We start from the raw sequence: 20,915 nt of genomic DNA on the forward strand, positions 1-20,915 counted from the left end.
CGGCAGCGCGCACGCAGCTACCATTCCTCTCGGGTGCTTGGTCGAGGATGGATGGGGAGAAGTTAAGGCGGAATTGTTGCGCTGCAGCGTCCGCCCCCGCATGCGCGCGCCGCATGGCTTTTGCGCCACAGCCGCGCCATGCCGCCTTGCCGCCGGGCCGGGCGCGTCCTAATCCCCCCCGCGGGAGGATGAGAATGACACAGCCGGACCTTTCGAGCGCGACCCTCGATCTGCTCACCCGCATTGCCGGGGCGCTGGAGCGCTTGGCCCCGCCCGCGGTGCCCACGCCTGATTTCGAGGCGGCCGACGCCTTCGTCTGGCACACCGATCCCATCCGCTTCGAGCCGGTGGCGCGGGTGAACCGGGTGGAGATGGACCTTTTGCAGGGCATCGACCGGGTGCGTGGCCAATTGGTGGAGAACACCGAGCGCTTCGCCCGCGGCCTGCCGGCCAACAATGCGCTGCTCTGGGGCGCGCGGGGCATGGGCAAGAGCTCGCTGGTGAAGGCCGCTCATGCCGCCATCAACCATTCGCTTTCCACAGACGGTCCGCGCCTGAAGCTGGTGGAGATCCACCGCGAGGACATCGAGACCCTGCCGGCGCTCATGGGCCTGGTGCGCGGCTCCCATCACCGCTTCATCGTGTTCTGCGACGACCTCTCCTTCGATTCCGACGATACGTCCTACAAGTCGCTGAAGGCGGTGCTGGAAGGCGGCATCGAGGGGCGGCCGGACAATGTGATCTTCTACGCCACCTCCAACCGCCGCCATCTGCTGCCGCGCGACATGATGGACAATGAGCGGTCCACCGCCATCAATCCCGGCGAGGCGGTGGAGGAGAAGGTCTCCCTCTCCGACCGCTTCGGCCTGTGGCTCGGCTTCCACAAGTGCAGCCAGGACGAATACCTCGCCATGGTCGCGGCCTATGTGGAGCACCACGGCATTCCGGCGACGGAAGAGGAATGGCGGCCGCAGGCCCTCGAATGGGCCACCACCCGCGGCGCCCGCTCCGGCCGCACCGCCTACCAGTTCGTGCAGGATCTCGCCGGCCGGCTGGGGGTGGCGCTGAAGGCGGCGTGAGCGGGAGGCCGTCAGGTTCCCCTCTCCCCTTGCGGGAGAGGGCTAGGGTGAGGGGTATGGTGCCGGTTGTGCTGGTGCTTCCCTGTTCCGAGTGGCCCCCTCACCCCCAACCCCTCTCCCGCAAGGGGAGAGGGGAGCCCCGCCCACTCACCCCTCCGCGATGACCTGCAGGAATTGCTGGCCGTAGCGCATCAGCTTGGCCTCGCCGATGCCGGAGATCATGCCCAGCGCCTTCATGGAGGTGGGCTTCAGCTCGGCGATGGCCATCAACGTGGTGTCGTGGAAGATGACATAGGGCGGCACCCCCTGCGCCCGCGCCAGCTCCAGTCGCAGCTTCTTGAGCTTCTGAAACAGCGCCTCGTCCGCCGGATCGGCCAAAGCGGCGGAAGGGCCGCGCCCACCGCCGGTGACGCGGGCGGCGCGCGGGCGGGCCTCGGCCTTCAGTTCGACCCGCTCCTCGCCGCGCAAAACCGGACGGCACTTCTCGGTGAGGCCGAGGCTGCCGTGCCCCTCCACGTCCACCCACAGATAGCCCATGGCCACCAGCTGGCGCACCACGGCCCGCCATTCGTCGCGCGAGAAGTTGCCGCCGATGCCGAAGGTGGAGAGCTTGTCGTGGCCGAACTTGGTCACCTTGTCATTGGCATCGCCGCGCAGCACATCGATGACATGGCCCGCACCGAACCGCTCCCCGGTGCGATAGACGCAGGACAGCAGCTTCTGCGCCGCCTCGGTGCCGTCGAAGGTGCGCGGCGGATCAAGGCACGTATCGCAATTGCCGCATGGCTGCGGCAGGTCTTCCTCGAAATATTTCAGCAGCACCTGCCGGCGGCAGGAGGCCGTCTCGGCAAGCCCCAGCAGCGCATCGAGCTTGCTGCGCTCCACGCGCTTCCTTGCCTCCGGAGCATCCGAGCCGTCCACGAACTGGATCAGCTTGGCCACATCCTCGACGCCATAGAGCAGGAGCGTCTCGGACGGCAGCCCGTCGCGGCCGGCGCGGCCGGTCTCCTGGTAATAGGCCTCGATGCTCTTGGGCAGATCGAGATGGACGACGAAGCGCACGTCCGGCTTGTCGATGCCCATGCCGAAGGCGATGGTCGCGACCATCACCACGCCCTCCTCCTTGAGGAAGCGGTCCTGATGACGGGCGCGGGTGTCGGCGTCGAGACCGGCGTGATAGGGCAGCGCGGTGCGGCCCTCGGTGGCGAGCATTTCGGCGGTCGCCTCCACCTTCGCCCGGCTCATGCAATAGATGATGCCCGCCTCGCCATCATGGGCATCAAGGAAAGCCTTGAGCTGGACGCGCGGATTGGCCTTGGGCGCGATGCGATAGCGGATGTTCGGGCGGTCGAAGGAGGACAGGAAAACCTGCCCTTCCTCCAGATTGAGCCGCTCGACGATCTCCCGGCGGGTCGGCCCGTCCGCCGTCGCGGTCAGCGCCATGCGCGGCACGCCGGGATAGCGCTCGTGCAGGATGGTGAGTTGGCGATATTCAGGCCGGAAATCGTGCCCCCACTGGGACACGCAATGGGCTTCGTCGATGGCGAACAGCGAGATGCGCGCCCCATCGAGCAGGTTGAGGAAACCGTCCGTCAGCAGCCGCTCGGGCGCCACATAGAGCAGGTCGAGATCGCCCATGGCGAGCGCTCGCTCCACCTGCCGCCCCTCGCCGGGGGCGAGGGAGGAATTGAGCATGGCCGCCTTCACGCCCAGCTGGCGCAGCGCCTGCACCTGGTCGTGCATCAGAGCGATGAGCGGCGAGACCACGATGCCGGTGCCCGGCCGCACCAGCGCCGGCACCTGATAACACAGGGATTTTCCCCCGCCCGTGGGCATGAGCACGAGGGCGTCGCCCCCGCCCACCACATGCTCCACGATCTCCCGCTGCCGCCCACGGAACGCCTCGTATCCGAAGACGTGGCGCAGGACCTCAAGCGGGGTGGAATCATCGAGCGTCGCAGACATGGGGCCTTATAGCCCCCTGCCCTCGCCGGGCAATGCGGGATCGAGCCGCGCCGCCTATCGGCGCCCCGCCGCCAGCAGCAGCGCCGCGCCGCCCACAAGAATGCCGGCAGACACGCGATCCGCCACGAGGGTGAAGCGGCCCTTCAGCGCCGCGCGCGCCTTGTCCGCGACCACCGCCCACAGCATGTCGCCCACCAGCGCGATGACGGCAAAGATGGCCGCCAGCAGCGCGATCTGCGGCACGGGGTTCGCAGTGTCGGTGACGAACTGCGGCAGGAAGGCCGCGTGGAACAGCAGCGTCTTGGGATTGGCGAATGCCACCGCGAGCCCGCGCCCGAAGGCGGCATGGGCGGACGGCGCGGGCGCCTCCACCGCCTTGCCGGCGGCGCGCCACTGCATCACCGCCAGCCACACGAGGTAGGCCGCGCCGGCATAGCGCACCAGATCGAAATGGTGGGAGAAGGCTTCCACCACATAGGCTAGCCCCCCCGCCACCAGCGCCAGCTGGGCGATGAGGCCCACATTGACGCCCGTGGCGGTGAGGAGGCCGGCCTGCCGTCCATGCTTGAGGCTGGTGCCGACGATAAGCGCCACGTTCGGCCCCGGCGTGGCCCCCAGCGCGATGCAGGCGAGCACGAACAGGGCGAGGCTTTCAGCCGAGATCATCGTCTTCTCCCTCCCGAAAGGCCCCGCCCGCTCGGGGCTCAGGCCTCCGGCGTGTCGTCTCCGGCGGCGTCCGCGCCACCCTCGCCCGCTTCTGCGCCCTCGGCGCCCGTGTCCTCGCTGATGTGCTCCACCGAGACCACGCGCTCGCCTTCCGCCGTATCGAACACGATCACGCCCTGGCTGGCGCGGCCGACGATGCGGATGCCGTCCACGGGGCAGCGGATGAGCTGGCCGCCATCGGTGACGAGCATGATCTGGTCAGCATCCTCCACCGGGAAGGAGGCGACAAGCCGGCCGTTGCGCTCGTTCACCGCCATGGCGACGATGCCCTTACCGCCACGGCCGGTGACGCGATATTCGTAGGACGAGGTGCGCTTGCCGTAGCCGTTCTCGGAGACGGTGAGGATGAACTGCTCGGCCGCGCCCATGGCGGCGTACTGATCCTGTCCGAGCTGGCCGTTGCCGATCACGGCCTCTTCCTGGTCCGCCTCGGCCGCTTCGCCCGCCTCGCCGCGCACCCGCCGGCTCATCTTGATGTAGGCGAGCCGCTGCTCGGCGTCGGCATCCACATGGCGGATGATGGCCATGGAGATGACGCTGTCGCCCTCCTCCAGCCGGATGCCGCGCACGCCGACGCTGTCGCGCCCCTTGAACAGGCGCACCTCGGTGGCGGGGAAGCGGATGCAGGCGCCGGCCGCCGTGGTCAGCAGCACGTCGTCTTCCTCCGTGCACAGGCCCACCTCCGCGATGGCCTCGCCCTCGGCGAGCTTCATGGCGATCTTGCCGTTGCGGTTCACCTGCTGGAAGTCCGTGAGCGCATTGCGCCGCACGGTGCCGCCGGTGGTGGCGAACATGATCTGCAGGCGCTGGTTCTCGCCCTCGTCCTCCGGCAGCAGCACGACGGAGGTGATGCGTTCGTCCTGCTCCAGCGGCAGGATGTTGATAAGGGCCTTGCCACGGGCCTGTGGCGCCGCCAGCGGCAGGCGCCACACCTTCATCTTGTAGACCTGCCCCTTGGAGGAGAAGAACAGCACCGGCGCGTGGGTCGAGGCCACGAACAGGCGGGTGACGAAATCCTCGTCCCGCGTCTGCATGGCCGAGCGGCCCTTGCCGCCGCGCCGCTGCGCCCGGTAGGTGGAGAGCGGCACGCGCTTGATGTAGCCCGCGTGGGAAACGGTGACGACCATCTCCTCGCGCTGGATGAGATCCTCGTCCTCCAGATCACCGAAGCCTTCGACGATCTCGGTCCGCCGCGGCGTGCCGAACTCCGCCTTGATGGCGAGCAACTCATCCCGGATGATCGCGCGCATGCGCGGCCGGCTGGCGAGGATGTCCAGATAATCGGCGATCTCGGCGGCGAGCTTGTCCAGCTCGTCAGCGATCTCGTCGCGGCCGAGGGCGGTGAGGCGCTGGAGCCGCAGATCGAGGATCGCGCGGGCCTGCACCTCGGAGAGGCGATAGGTGCCGTCTTCCTTCAGCTTGTGCCGGGGATCGGCGATGAGGGCGATGAGCGGGGCCATGTCCTTGGCCGGCCAGTCGCGGCCCATCAGGGATTCGCGGGCGGTCGCCGGGTCCGGCGCGGTGCGGATGAGGCGGATCACCTCGTCGATGTTGGCAACCGCGATGGCGAGGCCCACCAAGACGTGGGCACGGTCGCGCGCCTTGCGCAGCAGGAACTTGGTTCGCCGGCTGATGACTTCCTCGCGGAACGCGATGAAGGCGGTCAGCACGTCGTGCAGGGTGAGGATGCCCGGCTTTCCGCCGGACAGTGCCACCATGTTCACGCCGAAGGAGGTCTGCAGCAGCGTGAGCCGGTAGAGGTTGTTCAGCACCACGTCGGCCTGGGCGTCGCGCTTGATCTCGATGACCACGCGCATGCCGTCGCGATCGCTCTCGTCGCGGATTTCGGAGATGCCCTCCACCCGCTTGTCGCGCACCAGCTCGGCGATCTTCTCGATCATCGTCGCCTTGTTCACCTGATAGGGAATCTCGGTGACGATGAGAGCTTCGCGATCCTTGCGGATATTTTCGATAGCGACCTTCGCGCGCATCAGCACCGAGCCGCGCCCGGTGAGATAGGCCTGGCGGATGCCGGTGCGGCCGAGGATCAGCGCGCCGGTGGGGAAGTCCGGGCCGGGCAGCAGATCGAGCAGCGCCTCGGGCTCCAGCAGCGGGTCGTCCAGCAAAGCGACGGTGACGTCGATGATCTCGCCGAGATTATGGGGCGGGATATTGGTGGCCATGCCCACCGCGATACCGCCGGCGCCGTTGACCAGCAGGTTCGGGAACTTGGCCGGGAGGACGGTCGGCTCCCGCTCGGAATTGTCGTAATTCTCTTGGAAATCAACCGTTTCCTTGTCGAGGTCGTCGAGAAGGGTGTTCGTCACCTTCTCCAGGCGCACCTCGGTGTAGCGCATGGCCGCCGGGGCGTCGCCGTCCACCGAGCCGAAATTGCCCTGACCGTCGACCAAAGGGAGCCGCATGGCGAAGGTCTGGGCCATGCGCACCAGCGCGTCGTAGACCGACTGGTCGCCGTGGGGATGGTACTTACCGATCACGTCGCCGACCACGCGGGCCGACTTGCGGTACTGCTTGTTCCACTCGTACCCATTCTCGTGCATGGAGAACAGGATGCGCCGATGCACGGGCTTGAGGCCGTCGCGCACGTCGGGCAGGGCCCGGGCGACGATGACGCTCATGGCATAGTCGAGATAGGAGCGGGACAGCTCCTCCGTGATGGAAACGGGCCGGATGTCGGACGGCGGCTCGCCGCCACTCTTCGGCGTTTCGGATTCGGCCAAAAGTCAATACTCGCATGGATTGGTGAGGTGCTTCCTTCTAGCCGATTCACCCTTCCAGCGCCAGTAAAACCCCTCCAGCAGGCTTAAATTTTCACCTTAAAAATCAGATACTTATGGGGCGCATCTCGCGGGCATTCGCACAATCTGGCGCTTTTGCGTCAAACAGGGCCGCAAAAGGCGGAAAAGCCAGCCGCCAAGCGTCCGCGTCGCCGGGGTGGAAAGCTCCTGCCGGCACCGCACGATAATGCAAATGCCCCGGTGGCCGGGAACCAGCGCAAGGCGCCGGAACGAAGGCCGAGCGGGAGGCGAGGCCGCCCGTCAACCGGTTCCGTCCGTCCGCCAAGATCCGCTCAGAAGGGAATTTCGTCGTCGAGGTCGGCGACGGGTCGTCCACCGCCAGATCCGCCACCCATGCCGCCGCCGGCCGGGGCCTGACGACGCCCGCCGCCGGAGCCGCCACTGTAGCCGCCGCCTCCGCCGCCCATGGGGCTCGCGGAGCCGAAGTCCGAGCCGCCACCGTAATCGTCGGCGCCGGCCCCGCCGCCGCCCTCGCGGCCGTCGAGCAGCGTCAGTTCGCCGCGATAAGGCCTCAGCACCACCTCGGTGGTGTAAACTTCACGGCCGTCTTTTTCATACTTCCGAGTCTCAAGCTGGCCCTCAAGGTAAACCTTGGAGCCCTTCCTGAGATATTTTTCGGCAATGCCGACGAGATTGTCGGACATGATGACAACCCGGTGCCACTCAGTCTTCTCACGCCGCTCGCCAGAGGCCTTGTCGCGCCAGTTCTCGGACGTCGCAACGGTAAGGTTGCAGACTCTGTTTCCGCTCTGGAACGACTTCACCTCCGGGTCGCGGCCCAGATTGCCGATCAGGATCACCTTGTTGACGCTGCCGGCCATCCCGCTCTCCTTGCCGTAGTTCCATCGTTCGCCGCGGCCGCTATCGGCGCTCCGCGAAACTCGCACCCTAGCGCTCCCGGCTGGCCATGCGACCCCCGGCGCGGCTTTATCCCCATGAACCGGTGAACCTTCGCCAGCCGCCGTGCGTAACAGGACAGGTCTTAATGTTCACGTTGTGTTCTTAATCGACTTCCGCCACACTGGCAAGAGCGTCGCGGGCATTCGACGCGACTCGCCGCTCTTTTTGGCTGGCTGCTTTCAGGGGTTCTGATTATGTTCTCTTCCGCATCGCACAAGGTCCACTACATTTCCATGAGTTCATGAGCACGCTCCCGGGTGCGCAGAGGGGCCTTTCGGCCGCTGGCGTGCCCGCCGCCGCTTGGGCGGCACGATCGTTCCTCAGGCCCTGACCCCTTTTTGCGCCGCAGGCGCCAGCGGATGCCCATGTCTGATCGCGCAGCCTCCCAGCGTCCCGCGTCCCCCACTCCGCGCCGCGATGCCCGCACCCTTTCGGTGCGCGGCGCGCGTGAGCACAATCTCAAGAACGTGGACCTCGAAATCCCCCGCGACAGTCTGGTGGTGTTCACCGGCCTGTCCGGCTCGGGGAAAAGCTCGCTCGCCTTCGACACCATCTATGCGGAAGGCCAGCGGCGCTATGTGGAAAGCCTCTCGGCCTACGCCCGCCAGTTCCTCGAGATGATGCAAAAGCCGGACGTGGACCAGATCGACGGTCTCTCGCCGGCTATCTCGATCGAGCAGAAAACGACCTCCAAGAACCCGCGCTCCACGGTCGGCACGGTCACCGAGATTTACGATTACATGCGCCTGCTATGGGCGCGCACCGGCGTGCCCTATTCGCCGGCCACGGGCCTGCCCATCGAGAGCCAGACCGTCTCTCAAATGGTGGACCGCACGCTTACCCTTGCGGAAGGCACGCGGCTCTTCCTGCTCGCGCCGGTGGTGCGCGGGCGCAAGGGCGAGTACCGCAAGGAACTCGCCGAGTGGATGAAGAAGGGCTTCCAGCGGGTCAAGATCGACGGCACATTCCACGAGATCGCGGAGGCGCCGGCCCTCGACAAGAAGTTCAAGCACGACATCGACGTGGTGGTGGATCGCATCGTGGTGCGCGCGGATCTCGCCCAACGGCTCGCCGACAGCTTCGAGACTGCGCTCGGGCTCGCCGATGGCATCGCGGTGGCCGAGTTTGCCGACGAGAAGAACGAGGACGGCGATCCACGCCGCATCATCTTCTCCGAGAAGTTCGCCTGCCCGGTCTCCGGCTTCACCATTCCGGAGATCGAGCCGCGGCTGTTCTCCTTCAACAATCCCTTCGGCGCCTGCCCCGCCTGCGACGGCCTCGGCGTGGAGCAGACCATCGATCCGGACCTCGTGGTGCCGGACAAGGCCCGTTCGCTGAAGCAGGGCGCCATCGCCCCCTGGGCCAAGTCCACCTCGCCTTATTACGGGCAGACGCTGGATGCCTTGGCCAAGCACTACCACTTCAAGCTGAACGTGCCCTTCGCCGACCTGCCGGAGCAGGCGCGGGACGTGCTGCTGTTCGGCTCGGGCAGCGAGAAGATCACTTTCCACTATGACGACGGCATGCGCGCCTACGAGACCTCGAAGACCTTCGAGGGCGTGGTGCGCAACCTCGACCGGCGCTGGAAGGAGACCGACAGCGACTGGGCGCGGGAGGAGATTTCCAAATACTTCTCCACCGTCCCCTGCAAGGTGTGCAACGGCTACCGGCTGAAGCCCGAGGCGCTGGCGGTGAAGATCGACGGGCGGCACATCGGCGAGATCGGGGAGCTTTCCGTCAGGGCCGCGTCCGGGTGGTTCGAGGAGCTCCCCGCCCGGCTCACCGACAAGCAGAACGAGATCGCCGGGCGAATCCTGAAGGAGATCCGCGAGCGGCTGCGCTTCCTCCTGGACGTGGGGCTGGAATACCTCACGCTGGCGCGCTCCTCCGGCACGCTTTCGGGCGGCGAGAGCCAGCGCATCCGCCTTGCCTCGCAGATCGGCTCGGGCCTTACCGGCGTGCTCTATGTGCTGGACGAGCCCTCCATCGGCCTCCACCAGCGCGACAACGAGCGGCTGCTGGGCACGCTGAAGCACCTGCGCGACCTCGGCAACACGGTGATCGTGGTGGAGCATGACGAGGACGCGATCCTCGCCGCCGATCATGTGGTGGATGTGGGACCGGGCGCAGGCATTCACGGCGGCGAGATCGTGGCGCAGGGCACGCCAGCGGAAATCCTCGCCAATCCCGCGTCCCTCACCGGCCGCTATCTCACCGGCGAGTTGAGCGTGGGCGTGCCGGCGCGGCGCAAGCCCAACCCCAAGCGCATGCTCAAGCTCTCAGGCGCACGCGGCAACAATCTGAAGAACGTCACGGCGGAAATCCCGCTCGGCCTGTTCACCTGCATCACCGGCGTGTCCGGCGGCGGCAAGTCCACGCTGCTCATCGACACGCTCTACAAGGCGGTCGCGCGCCGGCTGAACGGCGCCTCAGAGGCCCCTGCCCCATTCGACAAGCTGGAGGGGCTGGAACACCTCGACAAGGTGATCGACATCGACCAGTCGCCCATCGGCCGCACGCCCCGGTCCAATCCGGCGACCTATACCGGCGCGTTCACGCCCATCCGCGAGTGGTTCGCCGGCCTGCCGGAAGCCAAGGCTCGGGGCTATGGCGCCGGGCGCTTCTCCTTCAACGTGAAGGGCGGGCGCTGCGAGGCCTGCCAGGGCGACGGCGTCATCAAGATCGAGATGCACTTCCTGCCGGACGTGTACGTCACCTGCGACGTCTGCAAGGGCAAGCGCTACAATCGCGAGACGCTGGAAGTCACCTTCAAGAACAAGTCCATCGCCGACGTGCTCGACATGACGGTGGAAGAGGGCGCGCAGTTCTTCAAGGCCGTTCCGTCCGTCCGCGAGAAGCTGGAGACGCTGCACCGCGTCGGCCTCGATTATGTGAAGGTCGGCCAGCAGGCGACCACGCTCTCGGGCGGCGAGGCGCAGCGGGTGAAGCTCTCCAAGGAGTTGTCGCGTCGGGCCACCGGGCGCACCCTCTACATCCTCGACGAGCCGACCACCGGACTGCATTTCCACGACGTCAAGAAGCTGCTGGAGGTGCTGCACGAGCTGGTGGAGCAGGGTAATTCGGTGGTGGTGATCGAGCACAATCTCGAGGTCATCAAGACCGCCGACTGGATTCTCGACCTCGGCCCGGAGGGCGGCGACGGCGGCGGGGAGATCGTGGTGGCCGGCACCCCGGAGACGGTGGCGGCGGACAAGCGCTCCCACACCGGCCACTTCCTCGCCGAAGTGCTCGCCCGCCGTCCGTTCGCGGATGGGCAGAAGGCGGCGCCCGGCAAGGATGCCGGGAAGTCGGGAGCTGCCGGCCGCGGCAAGACGCTCAGGCGCGCCGCCGTGGCTGAAGAGGCGGAGCGGGATGCCGCCGAAGAGGCGGCGGTCGTCGGGCCTTCCGTTGCGCAGGAGGCTTCGGCGCCCCCTGCTCCGTCCGCCGAGATTTCCCGGGAGGCCGACAGTCCGGGGGAGACATCACGCCCCGCGCGCGGTCGGAGGCGCCGTCAGGCAGCCGAGTAGGGGCTCCCGCCGGGCTCAGGCCGACTGGGCGACGCCCGGCCGCAGGCCGCGACGCAGCAGGCGGCCGACGCCGTAGGTCCACATGAGCTGCGCCCGCGCCCGCCAGTGCAGGTGCCGCGCGGTCTCGTGCGGCACGAACCAGGCATTGTGGCCGGTGCGGCGCACCAGATGGTAATTGCCCGCGCGTAGAACGGCGCAGGTCTCGCCGAAGCGCTCCCGGTCATCGACGACGACGAGCTTCGGCTGGAAACGGCTCAGGGTGACACCCTTCAGCACGTCGGGCTCCGCGCCTTCGACATCCACGGAGAGGAAGTCGATGCGGGAGAGACCGGCCCCGTCGATTATGCTGTCGAGGGTCGCGGCCGGCACCTCGATCACCATTTCCTCGGGCCGCACCTTGCGCGGATTGAAGATGATGGTGCTGTGTCCGCGCCGCTCCAGCAGCGCCACGCGGCCGGCAGCGGACGCCTCCGGCGCCACGCATGCGCACTGCACAACCTGCGCCTGGCGCGCGCGGCGCAGATTCTCGGCAAATTCGGGCACCGGCTCCACCAGGAGCCCCCTCCAGCCGGTCAATTCGAGATGCAGGGTCTGGCTCTGGAAGACGGGATCGTACGCCCCCACCTCCACGAAGGTGCCCGCCGAGCCAAGAAAGCGCGAGGTAAGTCCCCGTTCTTCCTGGGCCGTGTAGATCGCGTTCCCGGCCAATTCGACCGCGTGTGCCGAATTCATCACATGCCCCCGCATGGTTTACGCATACGACGCGCGCAACCTGAGCAACGCGTACTGTCGAGTTTCGCCCGATCAGGATTTAATATTATCGAGCGGCAAAAAAATACCTCTACAAAAACGCGAGCGGCTGCGCTGATTGCAATGCAGCATTGCAGCATTCCCATAGTTTAACGAGAGGTTCTCCTACCATGCGCGCGTTGCATTGCAGCAATGCGTCAGCGGTCCTATGGCGCTGCAGCATGTGCGCATATGTTTGCGGCATTGAGTGGAGTCGCCGGGTCGGCGGCCACATCAGGAGAAGTAAGATGTTGCTCTGGGGTTTCCTGGCTCGCCAGTTCCGCCGGTGGCAGGTTTACAACCGTACCGTTGCCGAGCTCTCCAGCCTTGACGATCGTTCGCTCGCCGACATCAACGTGTCGCGCAGCGAGATCCGCGCCGTGGCGCGCCACGCTTCGGTCGCCGCCTGATTTCAGGCGGTACCGTCTTGGCTGAGCCTGCCTTCGGGCAGGTACCGGAGAATGGTCCCTCAGGGGACCATTTTCGTTTGTGGGGTTGCGTGCGCGGCCAATAGCCCGTGAAACGCGCAGAGGGTTGAAGAGCGAGCGGCGCGTGTGGCACACCGCTTGTCCCGCCGGGTGCCCCTGATCGCCGGCGGCACACTGGAGCCGCGATGCCTGACACTTTTTGGCCTGACCGTCCGAATGGCGATAATGTCGCACCCGTCCATGTGGTCGGCGGCGGTCTCGCAGGCTCGGAGGCGAGCTGGCAGCTGGCCGCGCGGGGCGTTCCCGTGGTTCTTCACGAGATGCGGCCGGTACGCGGCACCGAAGCCCACCTTACCGATGGCCTCGCCGAGCTGGTCTGCTCCAATTCCTTCCGCTCCGACGATCCGCAGGGCAATGCGGTGGGCGTGCTCCATGCCGAGATGCGCCGCGCCGGCTCGCTGATCCTCAAGGCGGCGGATGCCAATCAGGTGCCCGCCGGCGGCGCGCTCGCGGTGGACCGGGAGGGCTTCTCCCGCGCCGTCACCGCCGCGCTGGAGAGCCATCCCCTCATCGAGATCCGTCGCGAGGAGATCACCGGCCTGCCGCCCGCCGAGTGGGACAATGTGATCCTCGCCACCGGCCCCCTCACCTCCCCGGCCCTGGCCGAGGCCATTCTGGGCCTCACCGGCGAAAGTGCTCTCGCCTTCTTCGACGCCATCGCGCCCATCGTGCATTTCGAAAGCATCGACATGGGCAAGGCGTGGTTCCAGTCGCGCTACGACAAGGCGGGGCCGGGCGGCACGGGAGCCGACTATATCAACTGCCCGCTGGACGAGGCGCAGTACAACGCCTTCGTCGATGCGCTGATCTCGGGCGACAAGGCCCCGGTGCGCGACTTCGAGGCCAAGACCCCCTATTTCGACGGCTGCCTGCCCATTGAGGTGATGGCCGAGCGGGGCCGCGAGACGCTGCGCTTCGGCCCCATGAAGCCGGTGGGCCTCACCAATCCCCACGCGCCAGACGTGAAGGCCTATGCCATCGTCCAGCTGCGGCAGGACAACAAGCTGGGCACGCTCTACAACATGGTGGGCTTCCAGACGAAGCTGCGCCATGGCGAGCAGGCCCGCGTGTTCCGCACCATTCCGGGGCTGGAGAATGCGGAGTTTGCCCGGCTCGGCGGCCTCCACCGCAACACCTATCTCAATTCCCCGCGCCTTCTCGATGGCACCCTGCGCCTGAAGGCCGATCCGCGCCTGCGCTTCGCCGGGCAGATCACCGGCTGCGAGGGCTATGTGGAAAGCGCCGCCGTGGGCCTCATGGCCGGGCGCTTCGCCGCCGCCGAGCGGCTGGGGCAGGAAGCACCGCTGCCGCCGCTGACCACTGCGCACGGGGCGCTGCTCGCCCACATCACCGGCGGGCATATCGAGGCGGAGGCGGAAAGCGGGCCGCGCTCCTTCCAGCCCATGAACGTGAATTTCGGCCTCTTCCCTCCGCTCGCCGAGGCGCCCAAGGGCGAGGCCGGCAAGCGGCTGCGCGGGGCGGAGAAGACGCTCGCCAAGAAGAAGGCGCTCGCCGCGCGCGCGCTCACCGACATCCTCACCTGGCTCGACAGCCCGCCAGAGGCGGCTTAAGAGGCCCGGATGCCGCGCCAGTCCGTCACGCCGCCGCCTTTGGAATATGATGCCGATCCGTCCCGCTTCGCCGTGGATACGGTGCTGAAGCGCGATGTCTTCTCCACCGTGGAGCGGGGCACCTGGACCGACCGCCACGGCCGGGAGTGGCCCGCCGTGCGCCGGCGCTGGAATGACGTCTCGCTCTGGTTCGCGCCCATCGCCTACCAGTTGGCCGCCCATGAGATCCACGCGCTGGAGAAGGTGACCCGAACTGGCGTCACCACGCCCCTGCTCGCTGTGGGCAAGCGCTTCCTGGTGCGCGGCTGGATCGACGGCGCGCCGCTGCAGATCGCCCGTCCGGCCGGCGACATGCACTTCTTCCACTCCGCCCGCGCCGCGCTGCTGACGCTGCACCGCGCCGGCTACGTCCATAACGACCTCGCCAAGCAGCAGAACTGGCTGCGCGGGGCGGACGGCGAGGCGTGGCTGATGGATTTTCAGCTCGCCCTGCCCTTCAGCCGGCGCTCCAAGCTCGGTCGCGTGCTGGCCTATGAGGATTTGCGCCACCTCCTCAAGCACAAGCGCACCTATTGCCCGGACCGGCTGACCCCGCGCGAGAAGAAGGTGCTGGCCACCAAGAGCCTGCCCACCCGCGTGTGGATGGCGACCGGCAAGAAGGTCTATCGCTTCGTGACCCGGCGGCTGATGTCCTATTCCGACACCGAAGGTCGCGGCCCCAGGGTGACTCAGGTGGGGCCGCGCATCGCGGACGCCCTCGCCAGCCATGCCGCCGTGGCGGATGTGCATATGTCTGACTTCCAGACGCTGGGCGGCAAGGTGGGCCTCTACGCCTTCGTCGCGCCGTCGGCGCCAGTGACGGCGGACGCCCTGCGCGCCCATCTCGCCGCCACCTTGCCCGACCGGCCGCACCTCGACCATCTCCAGATCGTGCCGGCCCTGCCCAAGGGGCCGGACGGTGCGGTGCGCGACGATTTGCTGCTGCTCATCGCCCGCAACCAGATCGAGATGCTGGACCAGCTCTCCGGCTCGGAGGCCGTGCGGCTTCAGGTGGCCGAGATCGCGCGCGGGCGGCTCAACCTCACTGATCGCATCACCCGTCCCGCCGCCTGACGAAAGTCTGCGGGCCGCGTGGCTCCGGCCCATTGATTAAACGGACAACCGTTTTATTCTAACTCCCGCTTCCCGGCGGCGGCCGCGACCGCGCATGATAATCCGGAGAGCGAGGGAGGATGTGACCAATGCTGCCGAACGCCCCCGGGGGATTCGATTTCGACCTCGGCGAAACCGCTGAGATGTTGCGCGACACCGTGCGCGATTTCTCTCAGGCCGAGATCGCCCCGCGCGCCGCCGAGATCGACAAGACCAACCAGTTCCCCCGCGACCTGTGGCCGAGGCTCGGCGCCTTGGGCCTGCTCGGCGTGACGGCGGAGGAGGAATATGGCGGGTCGGGCCTCGGCTATCTCGAGCACGTCATCGCCATGGAGGAGATTTCCCGCGCCTCCGCTTCGGTGGGCCTCTCCTACGGCGCGCACTCCAACCTGTGCGTCAACCAGATCAGCCGCAACGGCACGCCGGAGCAGAAGGCGAAGTACCTGCCCAAGCTCATCTCGGGTGAGCATGTGGGCGCGCTCGCCATGTCCGAGCCGGGCGCGGGATCGGATGTGGTCTCCATGCGCACCCGCGCGGAGAAGAAGGGCGACCGCTACGTCCTCAACGGCTCCAAGATGTGGATCACCAACGGCCCCATCGCCGAGACGCTGGTGGTCTATGCCAAGACCGACCCCGCCGCCGGCCCCAAGGGCATGACGGCCTTCCTGGTGGAGAAGGGCTTCAAGGGCTTCTCCACCGCCCAGAAGCTCGACAAGCTCGGCATGCGCGGCTCCGACACCGGCGAATTGGTGTTCGAGGATTGCGAGGTGCCGGAGGAGAACGTGCTGGGCGCCGTGGGCAAGGGCGTCAACGTGCTCATGAGCGGGCTCGACTATGAGCGCGCGGTGCTGGCGGGTGGCCCCACCGGCATCATGCAGGCCTGCATGGACGTGGTGATGCCCTATGTCCACGAGCGCAAGCAGTTCGGCCAGCCCATCGGCACCTTCCAGCTGATGCAGGGCAAGATCGCCGACATGTACGTGACGATGAACGCCACCAAGGCCTACGTCTATGCCGTGGCCAAGGCCTGCGACCGCGGTGCCACCACCCGCGAGGACGCGGCCGGCGCCATCCTCTATGCGGCGGAAAAGGCGACCTGGATGGCGCTCGAAGCCATCCAGACGCTCGGCGGTAACGGCTACATCAACGATTATCCCACCGGCCGCCTGCTGCGGGACGCCAAGCTCTATGAGATCGGCGCCGGCACCAGTGAGATCCGCCGCATGCTCATCGGCCGCCAGCTTTTCGACAAGACCGCCTGATACCAGCGCTGCGGCGAAGCTCCCGTCAGCGTGTCTGGCGGGAGGTCGACCGGCGGATTATCGTAGGGGCGGGTCTGCGCACCACGACGCCCCACGGTCGCGCGCTCGGCGGCGGAAGCAACGGCTCCCGTCGCCTGTCGAAGTGACGAACCGAAGGATGGAATGCCATGAAGAAGATCATTCTGGCCGCTACCGCTCTCTCTCTGGCTCTGGCTCCCGCCGCCGCTTTCGCGCAGGGCGTGGTGAAGGGTGCCGAGCAGGGCGCCAATGCCGGCGCTTCGGCCGGTGACAAGGCGGCCGGCCCCGTGGGCGCCGGTGTCGGCGGCACGGTCGGCGGTGTGGGCGGTGCAGTCGCGGGCGGTGTCGCCGGCGGCGTCAAGGGCACCGGCACCGGCGCCGAGAAGGGCGCCAAGGAAGGCGAGAAGGCTGCCGGCCCGGTGGGCGCGGTGGTCGGCGGCGCGGTCGGCGCGGTCGGTGGTGCCGTGGGCGGTGTCATCGGCGTGAAGTGATCGGGCGTGAAGTGATCGCCACGTGATTGAGTGAAAGGCCGGCGCGGGGCTCCCCTGCGCCGGCCTTTCCTTTTGGTCAGTCCGCTGCGCCGTAGCCGCCGCGCGGCCAGAAGGGCAGGCGTGCCAGGCCGGTCAGCAGGTAGGCGTACATCGCCTGCCGCGGTGCCACGGCGCTGATGAGCACCGAGAGAATGGCGGTCGCGATGAACAGCGGCAGCACCCCGCCGGCGGCGCCCCGCAGCGAGCGGTGGCGCGGTTCCACGTCGAGATATCTGATGGCGATGGTCAGCACGGCCAGCATGGTCATGTTGCCGGCATAGACCACCACCGCCGGCGCCAGCCCGCCATAGCGTCCCACCAGCCCCGACGAGAACGGCACAGTGGTGACAAAGAACAGGAACAGCAGCGCGAGGCGCACCGTGTGCCGGTCCACCCTCTCGCTGGTGGGCCGGATCTCGATGCCGCTGCGCCAGAAGGCGCCGAGCACGAAGAAGGAAATCACATAGGTCAGCATCTGGTGCGACAGCGAGACCAGATGCGCCGTCAGTTCCGCCGCCGAGGTGAGCGGAAGGTCGTCCGGCAGGCGGATGTCCAGCACCAGCAGGGTCATGGCGAAGGCGAAGATGCCGTCGCTCAGGGCGTCCACGCGCGCCTTGGGGAAGAGGCTCCTGCCGCTGGGTTGCATGCCATGTGCTCCTGGCCGCTGGCGCGACGCACGCGACAGCCCGGCCGGGAGGGACGGTCACCACCGGGCATCTCGCCCGCCCCTCGACAGCCACGCAACGCGCACGTCAGCTTCTTTTGCGGCAATCACATTTGGCCGTAATCGAAACAATCCCAACACGCGGAAATTGCATAATTGGGTGGCCGCATGCGTCGTCTTCGGGACAGCCAGAGGTCGATAGGGCCGGACCCTCTCACCCCGTGATCGAGGCGAGCGCCCGCTTAAGCATCACCTTCGCGAGCTGCGCGCGGTATTCGGCGCTGCCGTGCAGGTCGCTCATGAGGTTCGACGGGTCGAGCGCGAGGCCGGAAACCGCCTGGACGGTGAAGTCCGAGCCGAGGATGTCCCCCGCTTCTGTCCACAGGAACACGCCGGACTGCCCTGCCCCGGTCACCGCCACCCGCACCTCGGCCGCCGTCTTCGCCACGAACACGCCGGCCATGGCATAGCGCGAGGCCGGGTTGCGGAACTTGGCGTAGGCGGCCTTCTCCACCTTGGGGAAGTCCACGCGGGTGATGATCTCCCCCTCCTTCAGCGCCGTCTCGAACAGGCCGCGGAAGAAGTCGGACGCGCCGATTGACCGGCGGTCGGTCACCACTGTCGCATTGAGGGCGAGCACGGCGGCGGGATAGTCGGCGGTGGGGTCGTCATTGGCCAGTGAGCCGCCGATGGTGCCGCGGTTGCGCACCGCCACGTCGCCGATCATGCCGGCAAGGTCGGCGAGGGCCGGGATGGCGGCGCGCACCACCTCGGAGGCGGCCACCTCCGCATGGCGTGTCATGGCGCCGATGGAGACGCCCTCCGTCGTGGTGCAGATGCCGGAGAGCTCCGGGATGCGGGAGAGGTCCACCAGCGCGGTGGGCTGGGCGAGGCGCTGCTTCAGGGTCGGCAGCAGGGTCTGCCCGCCGGCCAGCGCCTTGGCCTCCGGATCGGCGGAGAGCAGCGCGGCGGCGGCGGCGATGGCGTCGGGACGCTGATAGTCGAAGGCGTACATGGCGTCCTCCTATTCCGCAGCAAGACGGGCGGCGCGCGCCTGGGCGATGGCCCAAACCTTCGAGGGCGTGGCCGGCATGGGCACGTCCTCCGTGCCGAGCGCGTCGGTGAGCGCATTGATGACGGCGGGCGGCGCGCCGATGGCCCCGGCCTCGCCGCAGCCCTTGATGCCGAGCGGGTTCGAGGGGCAGCGGGTCTGCGTCATGCCTACGGTGAAGGAGGGCAGATCGCCGGCGCGGGGCATGGTGTAGTCCATGTACGAACCGGTCACGAGCTGGCCGTCCTCGTCATAGGTGACGCCTTCCATCAGCGCCTGGCCGATGCCCTGCCCGATGCCGCCGTGGACCTGCCCCTCCACGATCATCGGATTGATGATCTCGCCGAAATCATCGATGGCGACGAAGGACTTGATCTCCACGACGCCGGTCTCCGGGTCCACCTCCAGCTCGCAGATGTGGCAGCCGGCGGGGAAGGTGAAGTTGGTGGGGTCGTAGAACGCCCCTTCCTTCAGCCCGGGCTCGATCTCCGAGGTGGGAAATTTGTGCGCCACATAGGCGTTCAGCGCCACCTCAGCGAAGGCGAGCGAGCGGTCGGTGCCGGCAACGGTGAACTTGCCGTCCTTGAACTCGATGTCCCCTTCCGAGGCCTCCAGCATGTGGGCGGCGATCTTCTTCGCCTTGGCCTCCACCTTGTCTAGGGCCTTGACGATGGCCGACATGCCCACCGCGCCGGAGCGCGAGCCGTAGGTCCCCATGCCGAACTGCACCTTGTCGGTGTCGCCATGCACGACCGTCACTTGGTCGATGGGGATGCCGAGGCGGGCGGAGACGAGCTGGGCGAAGGTGGTCTCGTGCCCCTGCCCGTGGCTGTGGGAGCCGGTGAGCACCTCCACATTGCCGGTCGGGTTCACGCGCACTTCCGCGCTTTCCCACAGGCCGACGCCCGCCCCTAGAGAGCCCACCGCCGCCGAGGGGGCGATGCCGCAGGCCTCGATATAGGCCGACATGCCGATGCCGCGGAGCTTGCCATTGCGCTCGGATTCCGCGCGGCGGGCCGGAAAGCCCTTGTAGTCCGCCACCTCCAGCGCCTTGTCGAGGGAGGCGATGTAATCGCCCGCGTCGTAGCACATGATGACAGGCGTCTGGTGCGGGAAGGACGTGATGAAGTTGCGGCGGCGGAACTCCGCCGGGTCCTCGCCACGCTCGCGCGCCGCCTTCTCCACGATGCGCTCCAGGAGGAACGTCGCCTCCGGCCGCCCGGCGCCGCGATAGGCGTCCACCGGGGCAGTGGTGGTGTAGACGGCGTCAACCTCGCAATAGATGGCGGGAATGGCGTACTGGCCCGACAGCAGCGTCGCGTAAAGATAGGTCGGGATGGAGGAGGCGAAGGTGGAGAGATAGGCGCCCATGTTGGCGCGCGTCTTGATCCGGAAGCCGATGATGTGGCCGGCCTCGTCCATCGCCAGTTCGGCATGGGTGATGTGGTCGCGGCCGTGGGCGTCGGAGAGGAAAGCCTCGGAGCGGTCGCCCGTCCACTTCACCGGCCGGCCCACCTTCTTCGCCGCCCAGACGCAGACGGTCTCCTCCGCATAGATGAAGATCTTGGAGCCGAAGCCGCCGCCCACGTCCGGGGCAATGACGCGCAGCTTGTTCTCCGGCGCGATGCCGACGAAGGCGGAGAGCACAAGGCGGGCGACGTGAGGGTTCTGGCTGGTGGTCCAGAGGGTGTAGGCCTCGTCACCGGAATCATATTCGCCGATGGCCGCGCGCGGCTCGATGGCGTTGGGGGCGAGGCGGTTGTTGACGATGTCGATGCTCGTCACCTTGGCCGCGCGGGCGAACGCCGCCTCGGTGGCGGCCTTGTCGCCCAATTCCCATTCGAAGGCGGTGTTGCGCGGGGCGCAATCGTGGATCTGCTCGCCGTCGGTGGCGGTGGCGAGGTCGGCGACGGCGGGGAGCAGTTCGTATTCCACCTCCACCGCGAGCGCGGCGTCCTTCGCCTGGTTCAGCGTCTCGGCGATGACGACGGCCACGTGGTCGCCTACATAGCGCACCTTCTCCTTCGCCAGCGCCGGATGGGAGCCCATCTTCATGGGGCTGCCGTCCTTGGAATGGATCATCCAGCCGCAGATGAGGTCGCCGAGGCCATCGGCGGCGAGGTCGGCGCCGGTCAGCACGTCCACAACGCCGGGCATGGTCTTCGCCGTGGTGGCGTCGAGGTGGCGGATGCGGGCGTGGGCATAGGGCGAGCGGACAAAATAGGCGTAGGCCTGCCCGGGACGGTCGAGATCGTCCGTGTAGCGGCCCTTGCCGGTGATGAAGCGGTGATCTTCCTTGCGCCGGACCGCGGCGCCGATGGGCGTGACGGAGCTGGAAACGCTGGCGTTCATCGGGATCCTCCCGGCGCCGCCC

At 67.6% G+C, this 20,915-nt stretch carries 14 protein-coding genes and 1 pseudogene; 7 read left to right on the forward strand and 8 right to left on the reverse strand.

Annotated elements, in window-relative coordinates:
- The first annotated feature begins 194 nt into the window (after positions 1-194).
- A complete protein-coding gene (locus tag V5F63_RS12290) occupies positions 195-1,079 on the forward strand; it encodes an ATP-binding protein (RefSeq protein ID WP_209489253.1) in 885 nt (294 codons plus the stop codon).
- A 147-nt stretch (positions 1,080-1,226) separates the two neighbouring features.
- Here V5F63_RS12290 and recQ read toward each other — a convergent pair whose 3' ends face one another.
- The 4 genes from recQ to ssb form a co-directional block, all read right to left on the reverse strand.
- Positions 1,227-3,044: a DNA helicase RecQ gene (gene recQ / locus V5F63_RS12295; RefSeq protein ID WP_394101953.1), complete on the reverse strand. Its 1,818-nt coding sequence runs from the start codon at positions 3,042-3,044 to the stop codon at positions 1,227-1,229.
- A 54-nt stretch (positions 3,045-3,098) separates the two neighbouring features.
- Entirely contained in the window at positions 3,099-3,710 is a 612-nt protein-coding gene (locus tag V5F63_RS12300) for a LysE family translocator (RefSeq protein WP_209489257.1), read from the reverse strand.
- 38 nt (positions 3,711-3,748) lie between these two features.
- Entirely contained in the window at positions 3,749-6,511 is a 2,763-nt protein-coding gene (gene gyrA, locus V5F63_RS12305) for a DNA gyrase subunit A (RefSeq protein ID WP_394101954.1), read from the reverse strand.
- A 350-nt stretch (positions 6,512-6,861) separates the two neighbouring features.
- On the reverse strand, positions 6,862-7,410 hold the full coding sequence (gene ssb, locus V5F63_RS12310) for a single-stranded DNA-binding protein (protein WP_394101955.1): 549 nt from the start codon (positions 7,408-7,410) through the stop codon (positions 6,862-6,864).
- Between the two features lie 444 nt (positions 7,411-7,854).
- Between ssb and uvrA the strand changes: the two are divergent.
- Positions 7,855-10,752 (forward strand): annotated as a pseudogene (gene uvrA, locus V5F63_RS12315) (excinuclease ABC subunit UvrA); the annotation flags it as partial.
- A 279-nt stretch (positions 10,753-11,031) separates the two neighbouring features.
- Here uvrA and V5F63_RS12320 read toward each other — a convergent pair.
- Positions 11,032-11,748, reverse strand: coding sequence for an FkbM family methyltransferase (locus V5F63_RS12320; RefSeq protein WP_394101957.1), 717 nt, complete (start codon positions 11,746-11,748; stop codon positions 11,032-11,034).
- Between the two features lie 305 nt (positions 11,749-12,053).
- Here V5F63_RS12320 and V5F63_RS12325 point away from each other — a divergent pair, with 305 nt between their 5' ends.
- From V5F63_RS12325 to V5F63_RS12345, 5 genes are all read left to right on the forward strand, one after another.
- Positions 12,054-12,215: a DUF1127 domain-containing protein gene (locus tag V5F63_RS12325; RefSeq protein ID WP_209489267.1), complete on the forward strand. Its 162-nt coding sequence runs from the start codon at positions 12,054-12,056 to the stop codon at positions 12,213-12,215.
- A gap of 203 nt (positions 12,216-12,418) precedes the next feature.
- Entirely contained in the window at positions 12,419-13,864 is a 1,446-nt protein-coding gene (trmFO, locus tag V5F63_RS12330; RefSeq protein WP_394101958.1) for a methylenetetrahydrofolate--tRNA-(uracil(54)-C(5))-methyltransferase (FADH(2)-oxidizing) TrmFO, read from the forward strand.
- 9 nt (positions 13,865-13,873) lie between these two features.
- Complete coding sequence (locus V5F63_RS12335) at positions 13,874-14,977, forward strand: serine/threonine protein kinase (RefSeq protein ID WP_394101959.1); 1,104 nt, start codon at positions 13,874-13,876, stop codon at positions 14,975-14,977.
- 128 nt (positions 14,978-15,105) lie between these two features.
- A complete protein-coding gene (locus V5F63_RS12340) occupies positions 15,106-16,278 on the forward strand; it encodes an isovaleryl-CoA dehydrogenase (RefSeq protein WP_394101960.1) in 1,173 nt (390 codons plus the stop codon).
- A 167-nt stretch (positions 16,279-16,445) separates the two neighbouring features.
- Positions 16,446-16,787: a hypothetical protein gene (locus V5F63_RS12345; RefSeq protein ID WP_197023024.1), complete on the forward strand. Its 342-nt coding sequence runs from the start codon at positions 16,446-16,448 to the stop codon at positions 16,785-16,787.
- Between the two features lie 76 nt (positions 16,788-16,863).
- On the opposite strand, the gene V5F63_RS12350 is transcribed toward V5F63_RS12345, so the two are convergent.
- From V5F63_RS12350 to V5F63_RS12360, 3 genes are all read right to left on the reverse strand, one after another.
- Positions 16,864-17,472, reverse strand: a complete 609-nt coding sequence (locus V5F63_RS12350; protein WP_209489275.1) for a TMEM175 family protein — start codon at positions 17,470-17,472, stop codon at positions 16,864-16,866.
- A 232-nt stretch (positions 17,473-17,704) separates the two neighbouring features.
- A complete protein-coding gene (locus V5F63_RS12355) occupies positions 17,705-18,505 on the reverse strand; it encodes an FAD binding domain-containing protein (RefSeq protein ID WP_394101961.1) in 801 nt (266 codons plus the stop codon).
- A 9-nt stretch (positions 18,506-18,514) separates the two neighbouring features.
- The gene (locus V5F63_RS12360; protein WP_394101962.1) at positions 18,515-20,893 is read right to left on the reverse strand and encodes a xanthine dehydrogenase family protein molybdopterin-binding subunit; all 2,379 of its coding nucleotides are present in this window, start codon (positions 20,891-20,893) and stop codon (positions 18,515-18,517) included.
- Between the last annotated feature and the right edge of the window lie 22 nt (positions 20,894-20,915).

Origin of the sequence: Xanthobacter wiegelii (genome assembly GCF_043193855.2) — a bacterium.
GTDB lineage: Bacteria > Pseudomonadota > Alphaproteobacteria > Rhizobiales > Xanthobacteraceae > Xanthobacter > Xanthobacter flavus_A.

Excerpts from the sequence above, each read along its gene's own strand:
- V5F63_RS12290 (WP_209489253.1), top strand. The coding sequence starts at position 195 with ATGACACAGCCGGACCTTTCGAGCGCGACCCTCGATCTGCTCACCCGC.
- trmFO (WP_394101958.1), top strand. The coding sequence starts at position 12,419 with ATGCCTGACACTTTTTGGCCTGACCGTCCGAATGGCGATAATGTCGCA.
- V5F63_RS12360 (WP_394101962.1), bottom strand. The coding sequence starts at position 20,893 with ATGAACGCCAGCGTTTCCAGCTCCGTCACGCCCATCGGCGCCGCGGTC.
- V5F63_RS12320 (WP_394101957.1), bottom strand. The coding sequence starts at position 11,748 with ATGAATTCGGCACACGCGGTCGAATTGGCCGGGAACGCGATCTACACG.
- V5F63_RS12325 (WP_209489267.1), top strand. The coding sequence starts at position 12,054 with ATGTTGCTCTGGGGTTTCCTGGCTCGCCAGTTCCGCCGGTGGCAGGTT.
- V5F63_RS12345 (WP_197023024.1), top strand. The coding sequence starts at position 16,446 with ATGAAGAAGATCATTCTGGCCGCTACCGCTCTCTCTCTGGCTCTGGCT.
- ssb (WP_394101955.1), bottom strand. The coding sequence starts at position 7,410 with ATGGCCGGCAGCGTCAACAAGGTGATCCTGATCGGCAATCTGGGCCGC.
- V5F63_RS12340 (WP_394101960.1), top strand. The coding sequence starts at position 15,106 with ATGCTGCCGAACGCCCCCGGGGGATTCGATTTCGACCTCGGCGAAACC.
- V5F63_RS12355 (WP_394101961.1), bottom strand. The coding sequence starts at position 18,505 with ATGTACGCCTTCGACTATCAGCGTCCCGACGCCATCGCCGCCGCCGCC.
- recQ (WP_394101953.1), bottom strand. The coding sequence starts at position 3,044 with ATGTCTGCGACGCTCGATGATTCCACCCCGCTTGAGGTCCTGCGCCAC.
- V5F63_RS12300 (WP_209489257.1), bottom strand. The coding sequence starts at position 3,710 with ATGATCTCGGCTGAAAGCCTCGCCCTGTTCGTGCTCGCCTGCATCGCG.
- V5F63_RS12350 (WP_209489275.1), bottom strand. The coding sequence starts at position 17,472 with ATGCAACCCAGCGGCAGGAGCCTCTTCCCCAAGGCGCGCGTGGACGCC.
- V5F63_RS12335 (WP_394101959.1), top strand. The coding sequence starts at position 13,874 with ATGCCGCGCCAGTCCGTCACGCCGCCGCCTTTGGAATATGATGCCGAT.